Annotated in this window: 19 protein-coding genes; 15 read left to right on the plus strand and 4 right to left on the minus strand. The window is 71.6% G+C overall.

All coding sequences use genetic code 11. The features are described 5' to 3' along the window. The 15 genes from AWZ10_RS28710 to hypE form a co-directional block, all read left to right on the plus strand. Nucleotides 1-1,008, plus strand: a 1,008-nt coding sequence (locus AWZ10_RS28710) for an enoyl-CoA hydratase/isomerase family protein (RefSeq protein ID WP_167365999.1), incomplete at its 5' end; no start/stop codon positions are given. 63 nt (nt 1,009-1,071) lie between these two features. Further along, the gene (locus AWZ10_RS28715; RefSeq protein ID WP_046703532.1) at nt 1,072-2,160 is read left to right on the plus strand and encodes an NADH-quinone oxidoreductase subunit B family protein; all 1,089 of its coding nucleotides are present in this window, start codon (nt 1,072-1,074) and stop codon (nt 2,158-2,160) included. Nucleotides 2,161-2,279: 119 nt separating this feature from the next. Next, on the plus strand, nt 2,280-4,064 hold the full coding sequence (locus AWZ10_RS28720) for a nickel-dependent hydrogenase large subunit (protein ID WP_037692601.1): 1,785 nt from the start codon (nt 2,280-2,282) through the stop codon (nt 4,062-4,064). After that, the gene (locus AWZ10_RS28725) at nt 4,061-4,594 is read left to right on the plus strand and encodes a hypothetical protein (RefSeq protein ID WP_046703531.1); all 534 of its coding nucleotides are present in this window, start codon (nt 4,061-4,063) and stop codon (nt 4,592-4,594) included. Before AWZ10_RS28720 ends, AWZ10_RS28725 begins: the two co-directional genes overlap by 4 nt. Continuing rightward, entirely contained in the window at nt 4,591-5,262 is a 672-nt protein-coding gene (locus AWZ10_RS28730; protein ID WP_060892397.1) for a DUF5947 family protein, read from the plus strand. Before AWZ10_RS28725 ends, AWZ10_RS28730 begins: the two co-directional genes overlap by 4 nt. Next, entirely contained in the window at nt 5,259-5,951 is a 693-nt protein-coding gene (locus AWZ10_RS28735) for a DUF6084 family protein (RefSeq protein ID WP_046703529.1), read from the plus strand. The genes AWZ10_RS28730 and AWZ10_RS28735 overlap by 4 nt, the downstream gene beginning before the upstream one ends. After that, nucleotides 5,948-7,378 (plus strand): hypothetical protein, encoded by a 1,431-nt coding sequence (locus AWZ10_RS28740; RefSeq protein WP_060892398.1) that lies wholly within the window; start codon nt 5,948-5,950, stop codon nt 7,376-7,378. The genes AWZ10_RS28735 and AWZ10_RS28740 overlap by 4 nt, the downstream gene beginning before the upstream one ends. Next, nucleotides 7,375-7,920 carry a hydrogenase maturation protease gene (locus AWZ10_RS28745; protein WP_060892399.1) on the plus strand — a complete coding sequence of 182 codons (546 nt, stop codon included), beginning with the start codon at nt 7,375-7,377 and terminating at the stop codon, nt 7,918-7,920. Before AWZ10_RS28740 ends, AWZ10_RS28745 begins: the two co-directional genes overlap by 4 nt. A gap of 11 nt (nt 7,921-7,931) precedes the next feature. After that, nucleotides 7,932-8,036: a DUF6893 family small protein gene (locus AWZ10_RS55815; RefSeq protein WP_408992267.1), complete on the plus strand. Its 105-nt coding sequence runs from the start codon at nt 7,932-7,934 to the stop codon at nt 8,034-8,036. A gap of 145 nt (nt 8,037-8,181) precedes the next feature. Then, a complete protein-coding gene (gene hypA, locus AWZ10_RS28750; RefSeq protein WP_046703526.1) occupies nt 8,182-8,580 on the plus strand; it encodes a hydrogenase maturation nickel metallochaperone HypA in 399 nt (132 codons plus the stop codon). Nucleotides 8,581-8,583: 3 nt separating this feature from the next. After that, on the plus strand, nt 8,584-9,351 hold the full coding sequence (hypB, locus tag AWZ10_RS28755) for a hydrogenase nickel incorporation protein HypB (protein ID WP_046703525.1): 768 nt from the start codon (nt 8,584-8,586) through the stop codon (nt 9,349-9,351). Further along, on the plus strand, nt 9,348-11,756 hold the full coding sequence (hypF, locus tag AWZ10_RS28760) for a carbamoyltransferase HypF (protein ID WP_060892400.1): 2,409 nt from the start codon (nt 9,348-9,350) through the stop codon (nt 11,754-11,756). The genes hypB and hypF overlap by 4 nt, the downstream gene beginning before the upstream one ends. Before the next feature lie 31 nt (nt 11,757-11,787). Next, nucleotides 11,788-12,093, plus strand: a complete 306-nt coding sequence (locus AWZ10_RS28765) for a HypC/HybG/HupF family hydrogenase formation chaperone (RefSeq protein ID WP_079104463.1) — start codon at nt 11,788-11,790, stop codon at nt 12,091-12,093. Continuing rightward, on the plus strand, nt 12,090-13,220 hold the full coding sequence (hypD, locus tag AWZ10_RS28770; protein WP_046703523.1) for a hydrogenase formation protein HypD: 1,131 nt from the start codon (nt 12,090-12,092) through the stop codon (nt 13,218-13,220). The genes AWZ10_RS28765 and hypD overlap by 4 nt, the downstream gene beginning before the upstream one ends. Beyond that, nucleotides 13,213-14,295: a hydrogenase expression/formation protein HypE gene (gene hypE, locus AWZ10_RS28775; protein WP_046703522.1), complete on the plus strand. Its 1,083-nt coding sequence runs from the start codon at nt 13,213-13,215 to the stop codon at nt 14,293-14,295. Before hypD ends, hypE begins: the two co-directional genes overlap by 8 nt. Nucleotides 14,296-14,357: 62 nt before the next feature. On the opposite strand, the gene AWZ10_RS28780 is transcribed toward hypE, so the two are convergent. From AWZ10_RS28780 to AWZ10_RS53000, 4 genes are all read right to left on the minus strand, one after another. Then, entirely contained in the window at nt 14,358-14,756 is a 399-nt protein-coding gene (locus AWZ10_RS28780; protein WP_060892401.1) for a hypothetical protein, read from the minus strand. A gap of 211 nt (nt 14,757-14,967) precedes the next feature. Continuing rightward, nucleotides 14,968-16,113 (minus strand): RNA polymerase sigma factor, encoded by a 1,146-nt coding sequence (locus AWZ10_RS28785; RefSeq protein ID WP_046703520.1) that lies wholly within the window; start codon nt 16,111-16,113, stop codon nt 14,968-14,970. An 8-nt stretch (nt 16,114-16,121) separates the two neighbouring features. Continuing rightward, nucleotides 16,122-16,529 carry a YciI family protein gene (locus tag AWZ10_RS28790; protein WP_046703519.1) on the minus strand — a complete coding sequence of 136 codons (408 nt, stop codon included), beginning with the start codon at nt 16,527-16,529 and terminating at the stop codon, nt 16,122-16,124. Nucleotides 16,530-16,948: 419 nt separating this feature from the next. Then, on the minus strand, nt 16,949-17,145 hold a 197-nt coding region (locus AWZ10_RS53000), incomplete at its 5' end, for a hypothetical protein (protein WP_208618565.1).

Raw genomic sequence — 17,145 nt, forward strand, 5'->3', positions numbered from 1 at the left:
GGCCCGGGGCAGCCGCCCACGTTCAAGCTGCCGGCCGTGTCGGCCCTGGGCGACCGGCTGCCGCCGCTGCCCGAGCACACCCTGCCCCGCCTGCCCGAGGCATGCCGGCGGACCTGGTCGGACATCCACTACCGGGAGGACGGGACCGTCGGCTTCCTCTCGTTCTCCTTCCCCGGCGGCGCCATGAGCTCCGAGCAGTGCCGCCGCCTGCTGGACGCCTACCGGGAAGCGTGCGCGCGGCCCACGTCGGTGCTGGTGCTGGGCGGCGAACGGGACTTCTTCTCCAACGGGATCCACCTCAACGTCATCGAGGCCTGCGACGACCCCGCCGCCGAGTCCTGGGCGAACATCAACGCCATCGACGACCTGGTCGAGGCGGTCCTGACGACGACGGACCGGCTGGTGGTCGCGGCGGTCGCGGGCAACGCCGCGGCGGGCGGAGTGATGCTCGCCCTGGCGGCCGACGAGGTGTGGTGCCGCTCGGGAGCCGTGCTGAACCCCCACTACCGTCTGATGGGCCTGTACGGCTCGGAGTACTGGACGCTCACGCTGCCGCGCAGGGTGGGTCCCGCGACAGCCGAGCGGCTCATGCGGGAGGCGCTGCCGGTGGGCTCGGCGAGCGCGCTGCGCCTCGGGCTCGTCGACCGGGTGGTCGACTGCGGTTCCGACGCGTTCGCACGGGAGGTCGGCGGTCTGGCGGCGCGTCTGGCGGCGCTTCCGGCGACGGCGTCGCGGATCGCCGCGAAGAAGACGGAGCTGGACCGGCTGGAGAGCGCGACCCCGCTGGCCGGCTTCCGTGCACGGGAGCTGGCCCGGATGCGCCGGACCTTCGACGACCCCGACGCCCCGTACCACGCGCTGCGCCGCTCCTTCGTCCACAAGTCGCGACCGACGTGCACCCCGCCGCACCTCGGTTCCGCCCCCGTTGCGCGAACCGGTCCGATCCGCTTGGCCGCCGACGTCACCGGAACGGCCCTCGATGGCGTCTCATCACGGCCGAACGGCTGATACGAAGAAGAGCAACGGTCGAAATAGAGGCTTTCATCCCTAACCTCCCCAGGAGGCGATCCCATGACTGAGGCGACGCCGGGAACAGTCGATGCCGCGCACGCAGGCGGCGCGCCCGCCGACGAGGCACCCACGATCCACATTCTCTGGATCAACGCGGGCCTGAGCTGCGACGGTGACTCGGTCGCGTTGACGGCGGCCATGCAGCCCAGCATCGAGGAGATCGTGCTCGGTGTGCTGCCCGGCCTTCCGAAGATCGCCGTCCACTGGCCGCTCATCGACTTCGAGTGCGGTCCCGTCGGCGGCTCGGACACGTTCATCGAGTGGTTCTTCAAGGGGGAACGGGGCGAGATCGATCCGTTCGTCCTGGTCGTCGAGGGCTCCATCCCCAACGAGTCGATCAAGCCCGAGGGCTACTGGTGCGGCTTCGGCGACAACCCGGAGACCGGCCAGCCGATCACCACCAGCGAGTGGATCGACCGGCTCGCGCCGAAGGCGCTGGCGGTCGTCGCCATCGGCACCTGCGCCACCTATGGCGGTATCCACGCGATGGCGGGCAACCCGACCGGCGCGATGGGCGTGCCGGACTACCTCGGCTGGGACTGGAAGTCCCACGCAGGCATCCCCATCGTGTGCGTCCCGGGCTGTCCCATCCAGCCCGACAATTTCTCCGAGACGCTCACCTATCTGCTCTACCAGGCGGCCGGCTCCGCCCCGATGATCCCGCTGGACGACAAGCTGCGTCCCACCTGGCTCTTCGGAGCCACCGTGCACGAGGGCTGCGACCGCGCGGGCTACTACGAGCAGGGCCAGTTCGCCCTGTCGTACGACTCGCCGACCTGCCTGGTCAAGCTCGGTTGCTGGGGCCCGGTCGTCAAGTGCAACGTGCCCAAGCGCGGCTGGATGAACGGCATCGGCGGCTGCCCCAACGTCGGCGGCATCTGCATCGCCTGCACCATGCCCGGGTTCCCCGACAAGTTCATGCCGTTCATGGACGAGCCCCCCGGCGCCAAGCTCTCCAGCAACGCCAGCGGGGCGTACGGCGCCGTCGTTCGCAAGCTCCGGTCGATCACCGCCAAGACCGTGGACAAGGAGCCCAAGTGGCGCCGTACCGGAGACAAGATCACCACTGGATACCGGCCCCCGTGGTGAGCCGGCGAGGCGGCCGAAGCAGCCGAAGCGGCCGAGGCTGCGGCGAGTAGTCCGCTCCCCGCTTCGCGCACCCCCACCCCAACCCCCGCGCAATGACGCAACGAAGGGCACGCACACAGATGGCACCCAAGACGAAGACGGCCGGCGACGGCAGCGGCCTGGTGGAGATGGCCTGGGACCCGATCACCCGGATCGTGGGCAGCCTGGGCATCCACACGAAGATCGACTTCAAGCAGAAGCGGGTCGCGGAGTGCTACAGCACGTCGTCGGTCTTCCGCGGCTACAGCGTCTTCATGCGCGGCAAGGACCCCCGCGACGCCCACTTCATCACCAGCCGCATCTGCGGCATCTGCGGCGACAACCACGCCACCTGCTCGGTGTACGCGCAGAACATGGCGTACGGCGTGAAGCCCCCGCACCTCGGCGAATGGATCATCAACCTCGGCGAGTCGGCCGAGTACATGTTCGACCACAACATCTTCCAGGAGAACCTGGTCGGGGTCGACTACTGCGAGAAGATGGTCAAGGAGACCAACCCCGGCGTCCTCGAACTCGCCGAGCGCACCGAGGCCCCGCACGCCGCCGAGCACGGCTACCGCACCATCGCCGACATCATGCGCTCGCTCAACCCGCTGGAGGGCGAGTTCTACCGCGAGGCGCTCCAAGTGAGCCGCTACACGCGCGAGATGTTCTGCCTGATGGAGGGCCGCCATGTGCACCCCTCCACGCTCTACCCGGGCGGCGTCGGCACCATCGCCTCCGTACAGCTCTTCACGGACTACATGAGCCGCCTCATGCGGTACGTCGAGTTCATGAAGCGCGTCGTGCCGCTGCACGACGACCTGTTCGACTTCTTCTACGAGGCCCTGCCCGGGTACGAGGAGGTCGGCCGCCGCCGGGTCATGCTCGGCTGCTGGGGCGCGCTCAACGACCCCGAGTACTGCGACTTCACCTACGCCAACATGACGGACTGGGGACGGAAGATGTTCGTCACCCCCGGTGTCGTCGTCGACGGCAAGCTCGTCACCAACGACCTCACCGAGATCAACCTCGGCATCCGCATCCTGCTCGGCAGCTCCTACTACGAGGACTGGCAGGGCCAGGAGCAGTTCGTCACCCACGACCCGCTCGGCAACCCGGTGGACCCGCGCCACCCGTGGAACCAGCACACCATCCCCGCCCCGCAGAAGCGGAACTTCGACGACAAGTACAGCTGGGTCATGTCACCCCGCTGGTTCGACGGCAAGGACCACCTCGCCCTGGACACCGGCGGCGGCCCCATCGCCCGCCTGTGGTCCACCGCCCTGTCCGGGCTCGTCGACATCGGGTACATCAAGGCCACCGGCCACAGCGTGGTCATCAACCTGCCCCGGACCATGACCAAGCCGGAGACCACCTTCGAGTGGAAGATCCCGAAGTGGTCCAACGCGCTGGAACGCAACCGCGCCCGCACCTACTTCCAGGCGTACGCCGCCGCCGTCGCCCTGCACTGCGCGGAGAAGGGCCTGGCGGAGGTCCGCGCCGGACGCACCCAGACCTGGGAGAAGTTCGAGGTCCCGGACGAGGGCATCGGCGTCGGCTTCACCGAGGCGGTCCGCGGTGTCCTCTCCCACCACATGGTGATCCGCGACGGCAAGATCGCCAACTACCACCCGTACCCGCCGACCCCCTGGAACGCCAGCACCAGGGATACCTTCGGCACGCCGGGCCCGTACGAGGACGCCGTGCAGAACACGCCCATCTTCGAGGAGAACACCCCGGAGAACTTCAAGGGCATTGACATCATGCGCGCCGTCCGCAGCTTCGACCCCTGTCTGCCCTGCGGCGTCCACATGTACGTCGGCGGCGGCAAGACCGTGAAGTCGATGCACGTGCCCACCGGCCTGAGCGGACTGGGCGGATGAGCGCGCCGACGGCGGCACGGCCCGTCAACGCCGAGCAGACCGGACGCCGTGTCGAGGAGGTGCTGGACCGACTGGCCACGAGCGGCAACCCGGCCGCCGCCACGGCGGCGGAGGAACTCGTCCGCTCCCTGATGGACTTCTACGGTGCCGGCCTGGCCCGCATCCTCCATCTGCTGTCCTCCGCGCCCGGCGAACCGTCGGCGGGACTGCTCGGCGACGAACTGGTCTCGAGCCTTCTCGTCCTGCACGACCTGCACCCCGAGGACCGTGACACCCGCATCGTCCGAGCCCTCGACAGCGTCCGCGAACACACCCTGGACGTCGTGGACTTCGACGAGGAGAGCGGCACGCTGCGGGTGCGTGCCAGGGCGGGCGGCGGCTGCGGTTGCGGCTCCGAGGCGGACGCCCGGCAGGCCGCCGAAGCGGCGCTCGCCTGCTTCGCACCCGAGGTCAGGGCCGTCGACGTGGAGACAGCACCCGCCGGGCCCACGCTCCTCCAGATCAGCACGGCACCGACGGGGGCCCGATGACCGCGGCCACCGCCGGTCTGAGGAGGTTCCTGACAGAGCGTCCGCCGCAGCCGGAGCGGTGCGAGCTGTGCGCGGTGGCGGTGCCCGAGGACCACCGTCACCTGGTCGACACCGAGAAACGCGCCCTCGTCTGCGCCTGCGCCCCCTGCGCGCTGCTGATGGAACAGCCGGGTGCCGCCGCGGGCCGCTTCCGCACGGTCCCGGGTCGCTACCTCACCGACCCCGGACACCGCCTCGACGACAGCGCGTGGGAGGCGTTGCAGATCCCGGTCGGCGTCGCCTTCCTCTTCCGCAACGCGGCGCTCGACCGGCTGGTCGCCCTCTACCCGAGCCCGGCCGGAGCCACCGAGAGCGAACTCGAACCGGCCACCTGGGCGGCGGTCCTCGGCGGCAGCCGTCTCGCCGAACTCCTCGAACCCGACGTGGAGGCGCTGCTGCTGCGCCGCACCGACGGACGCTGTGAGACCCACCTCGTTCCGATCGACATCTGCTACGAACTCGTCGGCCGCATGCGGCTGTTGTGGCAGGGGTTCGACGGCGGAGCCGAGGCACGCGCCGCTCTGGACGCGTTCTTCGCGGAGGTCGCGCGCCGCGCCCGGCCCGTGGGCGAGCCGGGCGCCGCGTCGGTCGAATCGGTGCGCCTGCCGGACGAGGCGGTGCGGCCATGACGGAGTTCGCCTTCGCCTGCACCGGCGTCCGCGCCGACCGGTACGCCGCCGGACCGACGCTCGTCTTCCGGCTGCGCGTCACCGCCGCCGACAACGCGCGCGTGCACGCCCTCGCACTGCGCTGCCAGATCCGTATCGAACCCGCCCGACGCGGCTACGAGCCGGCCGAGGCCGACGGCCTCGCGGATCTCTTCGGCGAGCGCTCACGCTGGGGCAGCACGCTCCAGCCCGTACAGTTCGCGCAGGTCTCGGTCATGGTCCCGAGCTTCACCGGAGAGATCGAGACCGACCTCGTCGTGCCGTGCACCTACGACATGGAGATCGCCGCCACCCGTTACCTCACCGCCCTCACCGACGGCGAGGTTCCGCTGCTGATGCTCTTCTCCGGTACGGCGTTCACCGGAGACGGCGGCTTCCGGATCGAACCGGTCCCGTGGGACCGGGAGGCGACCTTCCGGATGCCGGTCACCGCCTGGCGGGAGATGGTCGAGCAGCACTTTCCCGGGTGCGGCTGGATCCGGCTGCCGCGCGACACCATGGACGCCCTCCTCGCCTACCGCTCCCGGCATGCGCTGCCCTCCTGGGAAGCGACCCTCAAGGCCCTGCTCGACGGCAGCGAGGCCGCCGACCCGCCCGCGAGCGATCCGTTCCGTGCGCTCACCGGCACCACCGGAAGGACCGACCCGTGACCGTCACCGCGTTCGCCGCCGAGACCGAGGAGCGGTTCGCTCTCGCCCGGCAGGTGGCCGACGCCGTCCTCTTCGAGGGCTACGTGCTCTACCCGTACCGCGCCTCCGCGGCCAAGAACCGGCTGCGCTGGCAGTTCGGGGTGCTCGTGCCGCCCGGCTGGGGCACCGAGAGCGAGGAGCACGACTTCCAGCACACCGAATGCCTGATGGAACCGAGAGCGGGCGCGACCCTCTCGGTCGAGATGCGTTTCCTGCACGCCCGTCGGCGCACGGTCCAGCGGATCCGCCCGGACGGCGGCTTCGACACCGTCCCCGAACTCGACCTCGACGACCGGGTGCTGGTGCCCTGGGACGAGGGGATCGAGGAACGTGTCGAGGTGATCGCGCCGGTGGACCAACTCCTCGGCGACGGCGTCACCCATCCCTTCCGGCTCCCGGCCCGGGAGGACACCGCACCCGTCCTGGACGCGGCCGGCCGTACCGTCGGCCGACTGCTCCGGCGGCGCGAGGAGATCAGCGGGACGGTCAGGCTGTCCGCCCGCGAACTCGACGGCCCGTACCGGACCCTGCGGCTGACCGCCGTCGTCGAGAACACCAGCGACTGGACACCGCCCGAGGGCCGCGCCGCCGACCGGGACGCGGCGCTGCCGTACTCCCTGGTGGCCACCCACCTCCTCATGGCCCTCAGCGCCGGTTCGTTCCTGTCGATGACCGATCCCCCAGAATGGGCGAAGGGCGCGGTCGCCGCCTGCCGCAACCTGCACACCTGGCCCGTACTCGCCGGCGAACCCGGCCGGTTTGACCTCGTGCTGTCCTCACCGATCATCCTGGAGGACCATCCGGCCATCGCCCCGGAGAGCCCCGGCGCGCTCTACGACGCCACCGAGATCGACGAGATCCTCGCGCTGCGCACGGCGGCCCTCACCGACGAGGAGAAGCGGGAGGCCCGGGGCACCGACGAGCGGGCGGCCGCCGTGATCGAGCTGGCGGACTCGATGCCGGCCGAGGTGCTGGAGCGGCTCCACGGAGCGGTACGGAGCCTGCGCGAGGTGACCGGCCCCGGCCCCGTCGCCCCGGCCGACGGCTTCCCCGACGAGTACGGGGTGCAGCGGCCCGACCCGCCCTGGTGGGACCCCGCGAGCGACGCGGGCTTCGACCCGTCGCGGGACCGTGTGGTCGTGGACGGCCGGTCGGTGGGCCAGGGCAGCCGCGTCGAGCTGCACCCCGGCCTGCGGCGCACCGACGCGCAGGACATCTTCCTGCGGGGCCGCACCGCCAAGGTCGAGGCGGTGCTGCACGACGTCGACGGCGGGGTGCACCTGGCCGTCACGGTGGAGGGCGACCCGGGTGCCGACATCCGCCGCGAGCAGGGACGCTTCCTGTACTTCCAGCCCGACGAGGTCACACCGCTGGAGGACGACGTATGAACCCCTCAGCGCGGTCGGGCCCCAGGACGCTCGTCGCCGGCATCGGCAACATCTTCCTCGGCGACGACGGCTTCGGTGTGCAGACCGCTCGCCGGCTCGCCGACCGCGACCTGCCCGGACACGTCGAGGTCGTGGACATCGGGGTGCGCGGCGTGCACCTCGCCTATCAGCTTCTGGACGGCTACGACACCCTCGTCCTCGTGGACGCCACGGCACGTGGCGAAGCCCCCGGCACGCTGTACGTGATCGAACACGACGTCGGCGGTCCGAACCCGTCGCCGGGCGCCCCCGCCCTGGACGGCCACCGGATGACCCCCGACACCGTCCTGGCGCTGCTGGGCACGCTCTGCGCCGGCACCGGCGCAGAGCCGCCACGCCGCGTCCTGGTCGTCGGGTGCGAACCGGCCTCGGTGGACGAGCGCATCGGTCTCAGCGCGCCGGTGTCCGATGCCGTACCGGAGGCGGTCCGGCTGATCGAAGAGCTGCTGCGGAACGGTGAGCCGTCCGTGGCGCAGGCCTCAACCGCTGAGGCTTCGACATGAGGAGATACGGAATGAAGAAGATCGTCATCGGTGGAGCTGCCCTTGCGGCCATGGTCGCCCTCGCCGCCGAGGTGCTGCCGGACGTCAGGCGCTATCTGCGGATCCGACGGATGTGAACCGGGGCGCCACCCCGCGTGCACCGTGCGGTTGCGTCGAACGGCGTACCTGCCGCCTGGTGACGGCGTGCCGGGCCGTGGGACCCGGGTGCGCACGCCTGTAATGAACCCCGGCGGGACACAGTCGGCGGAAGGACGAAGCCCCATGCACGAGATGTCCGTCGCGCTGGCCGTCGTCGACCAGGTCGCGGAGGCCGCCGAGCGGGCCGGGAACGTCACGGAGGTGCGTTCGGTACGGCTCCAGGTGGGCGAACTGGCCGGTGTCGTACCCGATGCGCTCGCCTTCTGTTTCGAACTGGCCTGCGCCGGAACTCTGCTGGAAGGCGCCGAACTGGTGACCGAAGCGGTGCCGGGGCGGGCCCGCTGCACCCCCTGCGCACACGAATGGGCCGTCGGCATGCCGCCCCGGCTGACCTGCCCCGCGTGCGGCGGGACGCGTACCGACCTGCTCGCGGGCCGGGAACTGCAGATCGTGGACGTGCGCTGGGAGGACGGCGGCCCCGCGCACGTGCCCACCCGCGAACCGATCTCCGAGGAGCGCTGAACCATGTGTCGTGTCGCCGACCTGCGCCAAGCCGTACTCGCGAAGAACGACGCGAGCGCCCACGAACTACGCGCCGCCCTCACGGCCCGAGGCACCGCGGTCGTCAACCTGCTGTCCAGTCCGGGCAGCGGCAAGACCGCGCTGCTGGAACAGGAACTGCTGCGGGCACGTGAGCGGTCCGTTCCCGTGGCGGCGCTGAGCGCCGATCTCGCCACCGAGAACGACGCGGTCCGCCTGGCGCGTTCGGGCGTCCCGGTCAAGCAGGTGCTCACCGACGGACTGTGCCATCTGGAGGCCGGAATGCTCGCCGGGCACCTCGACGGGTGGCTGCCCGACGACACCCGGCTGCTGTTCGTGGAGAACGTCGGCAACCTCGTCTGCCCCGCCTCCTACGACCTGGGGGAGACGCTGAGGGTCACGCTCGCCTCCGTGACGGAGGGCGAGGACAAGCCGCTCAAGTACCCCACCGCGTTCGGTCTGGCCCAGCTGGTCGTGGTCACCAAGACCGACCTCGCGGAGGCCGTCGAGTTCGACGAGGTCGCGTTCCGCGCGAACGTGCAGCAGGTCAACCCGGGAGTCGAGGTGGTCATGACCTCGGCACGCCGGGGGCGGGGGGTCGGCGTGCTGCTCGACAGGGCGATGGCGGCCGTGGACGGCGCACCCGTCCACTCGCCGGTCATGGCCCGGCAGCCGCACCACCACGGTCACACGCACGGCCACACCCACGCGCACCCGGAGGCCACCGGCGCCATGGCCCGCACCCACCCGTGAGCGGTCCGCAGGAGGCCCCGGCCCCCGTCGTCGAGGGCACGCCGCTACGGCGCCGTATCACCGTCCGGGGAGTGGTGCAGGGCGTCGGCTTCCGGCCCTACCTGTACGGCCTCGCCACCGAACTCGCCCTGGCCGGACACGTGACCAACACTCCGGAGGGCGTCGTCGTGGAAGTCGAGGGCACGGCGTCGGCCGTGGCCGGGTTCTGTGACCGGATCGCCGCCCAGGCACCCCCGCTGGCCCGCGTCGAGTCCGTCGACCACCGGGAGATGCCTCCCGCCGGTGGCACCGCGTTCACCATCCTGGCCTCCCGCGCCGACGGACGGGCCCGCACCCTGGTCTCCCCGGACTCCGCCACCTGCGCCGACTGCCTCGCCGAGCTGGCCGACCCGGCGGACCGGCGCTACCGCCACCCGTTCGTCAACTGCACCCACTGCGGCCCGCGCTTCACGATCGTCACCGGCGTGCCCTACGACCGTGCCGGCACCACCATGGCCGGCTTCGCGATGTGCCCCGACTGCGCCCGCGAGTACGCGGATCCGGCCGACCGGCGTTTTCACGCGCAGCCGGTCGCCTGCCCGGCCTGCGGACCGCGGCTGCGGCTGGTCGCCGGACAGGAGCCCGGGCGCAGGAGTGCCGACCAGCCGGACCCGGTCACCGAGGCGGACCCGGTCACCGAGGCACGCGCGCTGCTGACGCGGGGCGCGATCCTCGCCGTGAAGGGCCTGGGTGGCTACCACCTGGCCTGCGACGCCACGAACCAGGCGGCCGTCGCCCTGCTACGGCGCCGGAAGGCGCGCGGGGACAAGCCGTTCGCCGTCATGGCCAGGACGGCGGACGACGTCCGGCACCTCGTGCGGCTGAGCCCCGAGGAGCGGAACCTGCTCGAAGACCGGGCCAGACCGGTCGTACTGGTCAGACGCCGTCCGCACGCTCTCGGGGATCCGCGGCCCGCCGAGGCCGTCGCACCCGGCAGCCCCGATCTCGGCGTGATGCTGCCGTACACGCCCCTGCACCATCTGCTGCTCGGCCTGCCCGGTGACGTGGACGGTCCCGGGCTGCTCGTCATGACCAGCGGCAACGTGTCCGGTGAGCCGATCGTCACCGACGACACCGAGGCGCTGGAGCGGCTCGCGCACCTGGCCGACGCCTGGCTCACCCACGACCGGCCGATCCACGTCCCGTGCGACGACTCCGTGGTCCGGGTCTGCGACGGGCAGCCGCTGGTGATCCGCCGCTCGCGTGGCCACGCACCGTTGCCGCTCACCCTCCCGCTGCCCGTGCGGCCGGCCCTCGCCGTCGGCGGAGACCTGAAGAACGCCTTCTGCCTGGGGTCGGGCCGCCGGGCCTGGCTGTCGGCGCACATCGGCGACATGGACGACGTCGGCACGCAGCGGGCCTTCGAGCGCGCGGCGGCGCAGTTGGAGTCCATCACGGGAGTACGGCCCGAGACCCTGGCCTCCGACCGGCATCCCGGCTACCGCTCCGCCGCATGGGCCGACCGCAACGCGGCACACCGGCCCGTCGTGCGTGTCCAGCACCATCACGCGCACGTCGCCGCAGCGATGGCCGAACACGGGCTGGACGGCGCCCGGCCGGTGATCGGCGTCGCCTTCGACGGCACGGGCCACGGCGACGACGGTGCCGTGTGGGGCGGCGAGTTCCTGCTCGCCGACTACGACCGCTTCACCCGGTTCGGGCACCTCGCGTACGTCCCGCTGCCCGGTGGCGACGCCGCGGTGCGCCGGCCGTACCGCATGGCGCTGGCCCACCTGAGGACGGCCGGGATCGGCTGGGCCGACGACCTCGCCTGTACCGCCGCCTGCCCGCCCGACGAACTCCGCCTGCTGGAGCGGCAGTTGAAGCGCGACCTGAACTGTGTCCCCACGTCCAGTATGGGCCGGCTCTTCGACGCCGTGTCCTCGCTGGCCGGTGTGTGCCACCGAGCCGGATACGAGGCGCAGGCCGCCGTCGAGCTGGAGGGCGCGGCTCTGCGCGCCCCGGCCGGCGACATCACGGCGTACGCCTTCGCCCTGCATCCTTCGGAGGGGAGCGGGGGCGGCGCCGTACAGGCCGATCCGGCACCCGTACTCGCGGCGATCGTCGACGACCTGCGCGCGGGCATCGGGGCGGCCCTCATCGCGGCTCGCTTCCACCGGGGTGTGGCCGCACTGGTGCACGCGATGTGCGTGCGGGCACGAGAGCGGCACGGTCTGGACACGGTGGCCCTGACGGGAGGCGTGTTCGCCAACACGCTGCTCTCCTCGGCCTGCGCCGCCGGCCTGCGCCAGGAGGGCTTCACGGTTCTGCGGCACCACCTGGTGCCGCCGGGCGACGGCGGCCTGGCGCTGGGCCAGCTGATGGTGGCCGCCCGGACCACCCCCACACCCGCGCCCACCGACTGAGCGACGCGCGACCCACAGCGAGGAGAGGCTCATGTGCCTGGCGGTACCCGGCAGAGTGCTGGACATCGAGGAACGGGACGGCACCCGGATGGCCACCGTCGACTTCGGCGGTGTCGTCAAGGATGTGTGCCTGGAGTATCTGCCCGACCTTCAGGTCGGCGAGTACGCCATCGTCCACGTCGGCTTCGCCCTGCAACGGCTGGACGAGGAATCGGCGCGGCAGACGCTCGAACTCTTCGCCGAACTCGGCTTGTTGCAGGAGGAGTTCGGCGACCCCTGGGAGATGGCGGCGGTGGAGGCGGGCGTGGACCCGGCGGAAGAGGTGCGCAACCAGTGAAGTACATCGACGAGTTCCAGGACCCCGAGCTGGCGCGTCGGCTCCTCGACGACATCCACGCCACGGTGACCAGGCCGTGGGCGCTGATGGAGGTGTGCGGAGGGCAGACGCACAGCATCATCCGGCACGGCATCGACCAACTCCTGCCGGATCAGGTCGAGTTGATTCACGGGCCGGGCTGCCCGGTGTGCGTGACCCCGCTGGAGGTGATCGACAAGGCGCTGGAGATCGCCTCTCGGCCCGAGGTGATCTTCTGCTCCTTCGGAGACATGCTGCGTGTGCCGGGCACCGGCCGTGACCTGTTCCAGGTCCGCGGGGAAGGCGGTGACGTGCGTGTCGTCTACTCGCCGCTCGACGCGCTGCGGATCGCGCAGCAGAACCCGGACCGGGAGGTGGTGTTCTTCGGCATCGGCTTCGAGACGACGGCACCCCCCAACGCCATGACGGTCCATCAGGCCCGGAAGCTGGGCATCAAGAACTTCAGCATGCTCGTGTCCCACGTCCGCGTACCCCCGGCCATCGAGGCGATCATGTCCTCACCGAAGTGCCGTGTGCAGGGCTTCCTCGCGGCGGGGCACGTCTGCAGCGTGATGGGAGTGGGGGAGTACCCGGAACTCGCGGAGCGCTTCCGTGTGCCGATCGTCGTGACCGGCTTCGAGCCACTGGACATCCTCGAAGGCGTACGCCGGGCCGTCCACCAGCTGGAACGCGGCGAGCACAGGGTCGACAACGCCTACGCCCGTGCCGTCCGCCCGGAGGGCAACCCCGCCGCCCGAGCCATGCTGGAGGACGTCTTCGAGGTCACCGACCGCGCATGGCGCGGTATCGGGGTGATCCCCGGCAGCGGGTGGCGGCTGGCGTCGAAGTACCGGGACCACGACGCCGAGCACCGCTTCGCGGTCGGCGGGATCCGGACCGCCGAACCCGCCGAGTGCCGCAGCGGAGAGGTCTTGCAGGGGCTGCTCAAGCCGCACGAGTGCGAGGCCTTCGGCACCCTGTGCACCCCTCGTACGCCGCTGGGGGCCACGATGGTCTCCAGCGAGGGCGCCTGCGCGGCGTACTACCTCTACCGGCGCCTGGACCTGCCCACCACCACGACGGTCCGGGAGGCGAGCCCCGTTGTCTGACACCACCGATCTCACCGCCCCCGCCGCCCTGGACATCGAGGCGTGGACCTGCCCGGCACCGGTGCGGGACCGGCCGCGTGTCGTGATGGGCCACGGCGGAGGCGGGGTCCTGTCCGCCGAACTGGTCCAGCAGATCTTCGCACCGGCCTTCGGGGGCGAGGTGCTGGCCCAGATGGGCGATGCCGCCGTCCTCGCGCTGGGTGGAGCCCGGCTGGCGTTCTCCACCGACTCGTACGTGGTGCGGCCGCTGTTCTTCCCCGGCGGCAGCATCGGCGACCTGGCGGTCAACGGAACCGTCAACGACCTCGCCATGAGCGGCGCCCGTGCGGCCTACCTCTCCTGCGGATTCATCCTGGAGGAGGGCGTCGAGCTGGACGTGGTCACCCGGGTGTCCCAGGCGCTGGGCGCGGCCGCGCGCACCGCCGGCGTGGAGGTGGCCACAGGCGACACCAAGGTGGTCGAGGCCGGCCACGGCGACGGGATCTTCATCAACACGGCGGGCATCGGTCTCGTCCCGGCGGGCGTGGACCTGCGTCCCCAGCGGGTGGTCCCCGGCGACGTCGTGATCGTCAGCGGCGCCATCGGTGTCCACGGGGTCGCGATCATGAGCGTGCGCGAGGGCCTGGAATTCGGTGTGGAGATCAAGAGCGACTGCGCGGCGCTCGGTGGCCTCGTCGACGCCATGCTCGCCGTCACCCCTGATCTGCACGTCCTGCGCGATCCCACCCGAGGCGGCCTGGCGGCCGCACTCAACGAGATCGCGGCGGCCTCCGGGGCAGGGGTCGTCATCCGGGAACGCGACGTCCCGGTGCCGTCGGCCGTGGCCAATGCCTGCGCCATTCTCGGACTGGACCCCATGTACATCGCCAACGAGGGCAAGCTCGTGGCCTTCGTCCCGCGCGAGCACGCCGACGCCGTCCTCGCGGCGATGCGAGCCCATCCCCTGGGCGCCGACTCCGTGATCATCGGTGAGGCCGTCGAGGAGCATCCCGGCATGGTCGTGGCCCGCACCGGACTGGGGGGAACACGGGTGGTGGATCTGCCGATCGGGGAGCAGTTGCCGCGGATCTGCTGACACGACACGGGCCTCGCTGCCTCGCGCGGCGAGGAGCCGACCGTTCGCGGGTGCCGAAAGGCCTAGCGCTGCCGACGGCCGGACGGCGGGGAGGGCGGTGAGTCCTGCGGGTCCACGCCGGTCGACGAGGAAGCGTCCCTGGTGCCGCTGGGGCGCTGGGAGCGGCCCCTGCGTCCGGTGTCGTGCCGGCCCTTCTCGTCCGAGTCGCCGTATTCCTCGCCGCGCGCCCCGTGACTCTTCGCCGTCTCACCCGGAACGGACTTCGTCTCCTCTGCGGACTTCGTCCGGCCCCGGCCTCTTTCCCCGGCGTGCTCGGCCGCACGGAAGGAGCGGGAGGCGCTCGGGTTGTCCTGCTGGCGTGTCTCGTCCACATCGGGCGACCAGCCGTGCTGCTCGGTGCCCTCGTGACGGCTCGGGCCCTTTCCGTGCGGTGGCTCGGACGAACGTGATTTCTTCGACATGGGCCGACCTGCCTGTTCATGGTCGATGGGGCGCGGCGGACGTGCGTCGCCGCGTTGGGTCAAGTATCCCTTCTTGTGATATTTCAGGCACATTGTGCATACTTCGAGGCCGCCGCCCACGTGGCGCAGCGGTAGGCGCTGCGCCACGTGGGGCGCGCTCCGGCCGACGGGGCCGCGCCGATGTGTTGTGGCCGAGGCCGAGCGCGACCCGTCAGCTACGCCGGCCGGTGTTGAGCCGGGCGGCCTGACGCGTCAGGTGGTCACGCTCGGCGAGGTCGGGTGCCTTCCGGGCCGCCTCGGCGTACAGCTGTGCGGCCGTCGCCAGGTCGCCGTCGCGCTCGTGGAGGTACGCCGCCACCGCCGTGTGACGCGGCAGTGAGTCGTCCAGTGCCGCGAGCGCCGCCAGGCCGGCGCGTGGCCCGTCTGCCTCACCCACGGCCACGGCGCGGTTCAGCCGGACGACCGGGCTGTCGGTCAGGCGCGCGAGCTCGTCGTACCACTCGACGATCTGCACCCAGTCGGTCTCCTCGGCAGTGCGTGCGTCGGCGTGGAGTGCGGCGACGGCGGCCTGGGCCTGGAACTCTCCCAGCCGGTCCCGGGCGAGGGCCGCCTGCAGGATCCCCACGCCCTCGGCGATCGACTTCGTGTCCCATCGGCCGCGGTCCTGTTCGGCGAGCGGCACCAGGCTGCCGTCGGGCGCGGTCCGGGCGGCGCGCCGGGCGTGGTGGAGCAGCATGAGGGCGAGCAGTCCCGCCACCTCGGGATGGTCGATCGCGGCCGCGAGCTGCCTGGTGAGCCGGATGGCCTCGGCGGCGAGGTCGACGTCGCCGGAGTAGCCCTCGTTGAAGACCAGGTACAGGACGCGCAACACGGTGGCGACGTCGCCGGGCTGGTCGAAGCGTATTCCGGAGACGGTGCGCTTGGCCCGGCTGATGCGCTGCGCCATGGTCGCCTCGGGCACCAGATAGGCCTGGGCGATCTGGCGGGTGGTCAGCCCGCCGACGGCGCGCAAGGTGAGCGCGACCGCGGAGGACGGTGTCAGCGACGGGTGGGCGCACAGGAAGTAGAGCTGAAGTGTGTCGTCCAACCCGGGGGCGGGGCCGGGCGTCGGCTCCTCGTCGACGAGGTCCTCACGCCGGCGGCGGGCGGCGTCCGCGCGGGTCGCGTCGAGGAACTTGCGCCAGGCCACGGTGACCAGCCAGCCCTTCGCGTCCCGTGGCGGGTCGGCGGGCCACACACGGACCGCCTCGATCAGCGCCTCCTGTACGGCGTCCTCGGCCGCCGCGAAATCGGCTCCGCGGCGGACGAGGACGGCGAGCACGGTCGGTGTGAGGCTCCGGAGCAGGGCCTCGTTCATCGGTGAGGTCACTCCGTGATGGTGGGCGGCGCGGTCAGGAACGGGCGCAGTTCCAGCCACTCATGGATCGGCTTCCCGCCCGCCCCGGGGGCGGCCGACAGCTCTCCCGCCAGCGCGACGGCGCGCTCGTAGCTGTCGACGTCGATCACCATCCAGCCGGCGATCAGGTCCTTCGTCTCGGCGAACGGGCCGTCGGTGACCGGCGGGCGTCCCTCGCCGTCGTAGCGGACGAACGTACCCTCGGGGGCGAGCGCCTGACCGTCGACGAACTCGCCGGTCTTCTCCAGCCGGTCCGCGAAGTCCTGCATGTACTGCATGTGGGCCGAGATCTCCTCGGGCGTCCACTGGTCCATGGACACGTCGTTGACCGCGGCCGGGGCACCTCGGTAGTGCTTGAGAAGCAAGTACTTGGCCATGGTGGTTCTCCTCGGTACTGGTGCGGCCCATTGTGGTCGCGTTCACCTCGGGGACGGAGCCGGGCACGGGTTCTCGACATCGCCGGCCAAAGGTTTTTCTCGGCCGACGGCGTCGCGGTCAGCCGGTCGCGGTGGGTGACGATGGTGCGGCGGTCCTGGGCGGGCAGAATTCGGCCGAGACGACGCTCTTGCCGCCGCCGACCACCGGTGGACACGGTGCTGGCGGTGCTGTGGGGCGAGGACCCGCCGCCGACGGACACCGCCTCGCTGCACAACCACGTCGCCCGGCTGCGGCGTGGCCTGGGCGACACCGGCGGCACACGACCGCGGACCATGGCCCGCGGGCTCGAACTGCACGTAGACGAGGGGGAGTTGGACCGTGACATGTTCGAGGGGCAGGTGCGCAGGACCCAGGAGACTCACCACCGGGGTGCCTGGGAGGTGGCGGAGCGGGCCGCCGGGGCCGCTACGTCCCGCACGACCTGGTCCGTGACTTCGCCCGTGAACTCGCCGCACGACCGGAGGCGCGGGCCGTGCACGGCGGCGCCGTCGAACGGTCCCTGCGCTCGTACGAGCAGTGCCTCGGGCGATGCGCCGCGGCCCTGCGGCCCCACCC

Source organism: Streptomyces europaeiscabiei (genome assembly GCF_001550375.1).
In the GTDB taxonomy this organism is placed as follows: domain Bacteria; phylum Actinomycetota; class Actinomycetes; order Streptomycetales; family Streptomycetaceae; genus Streptomyces; species Streptomyces europaeiscabiei.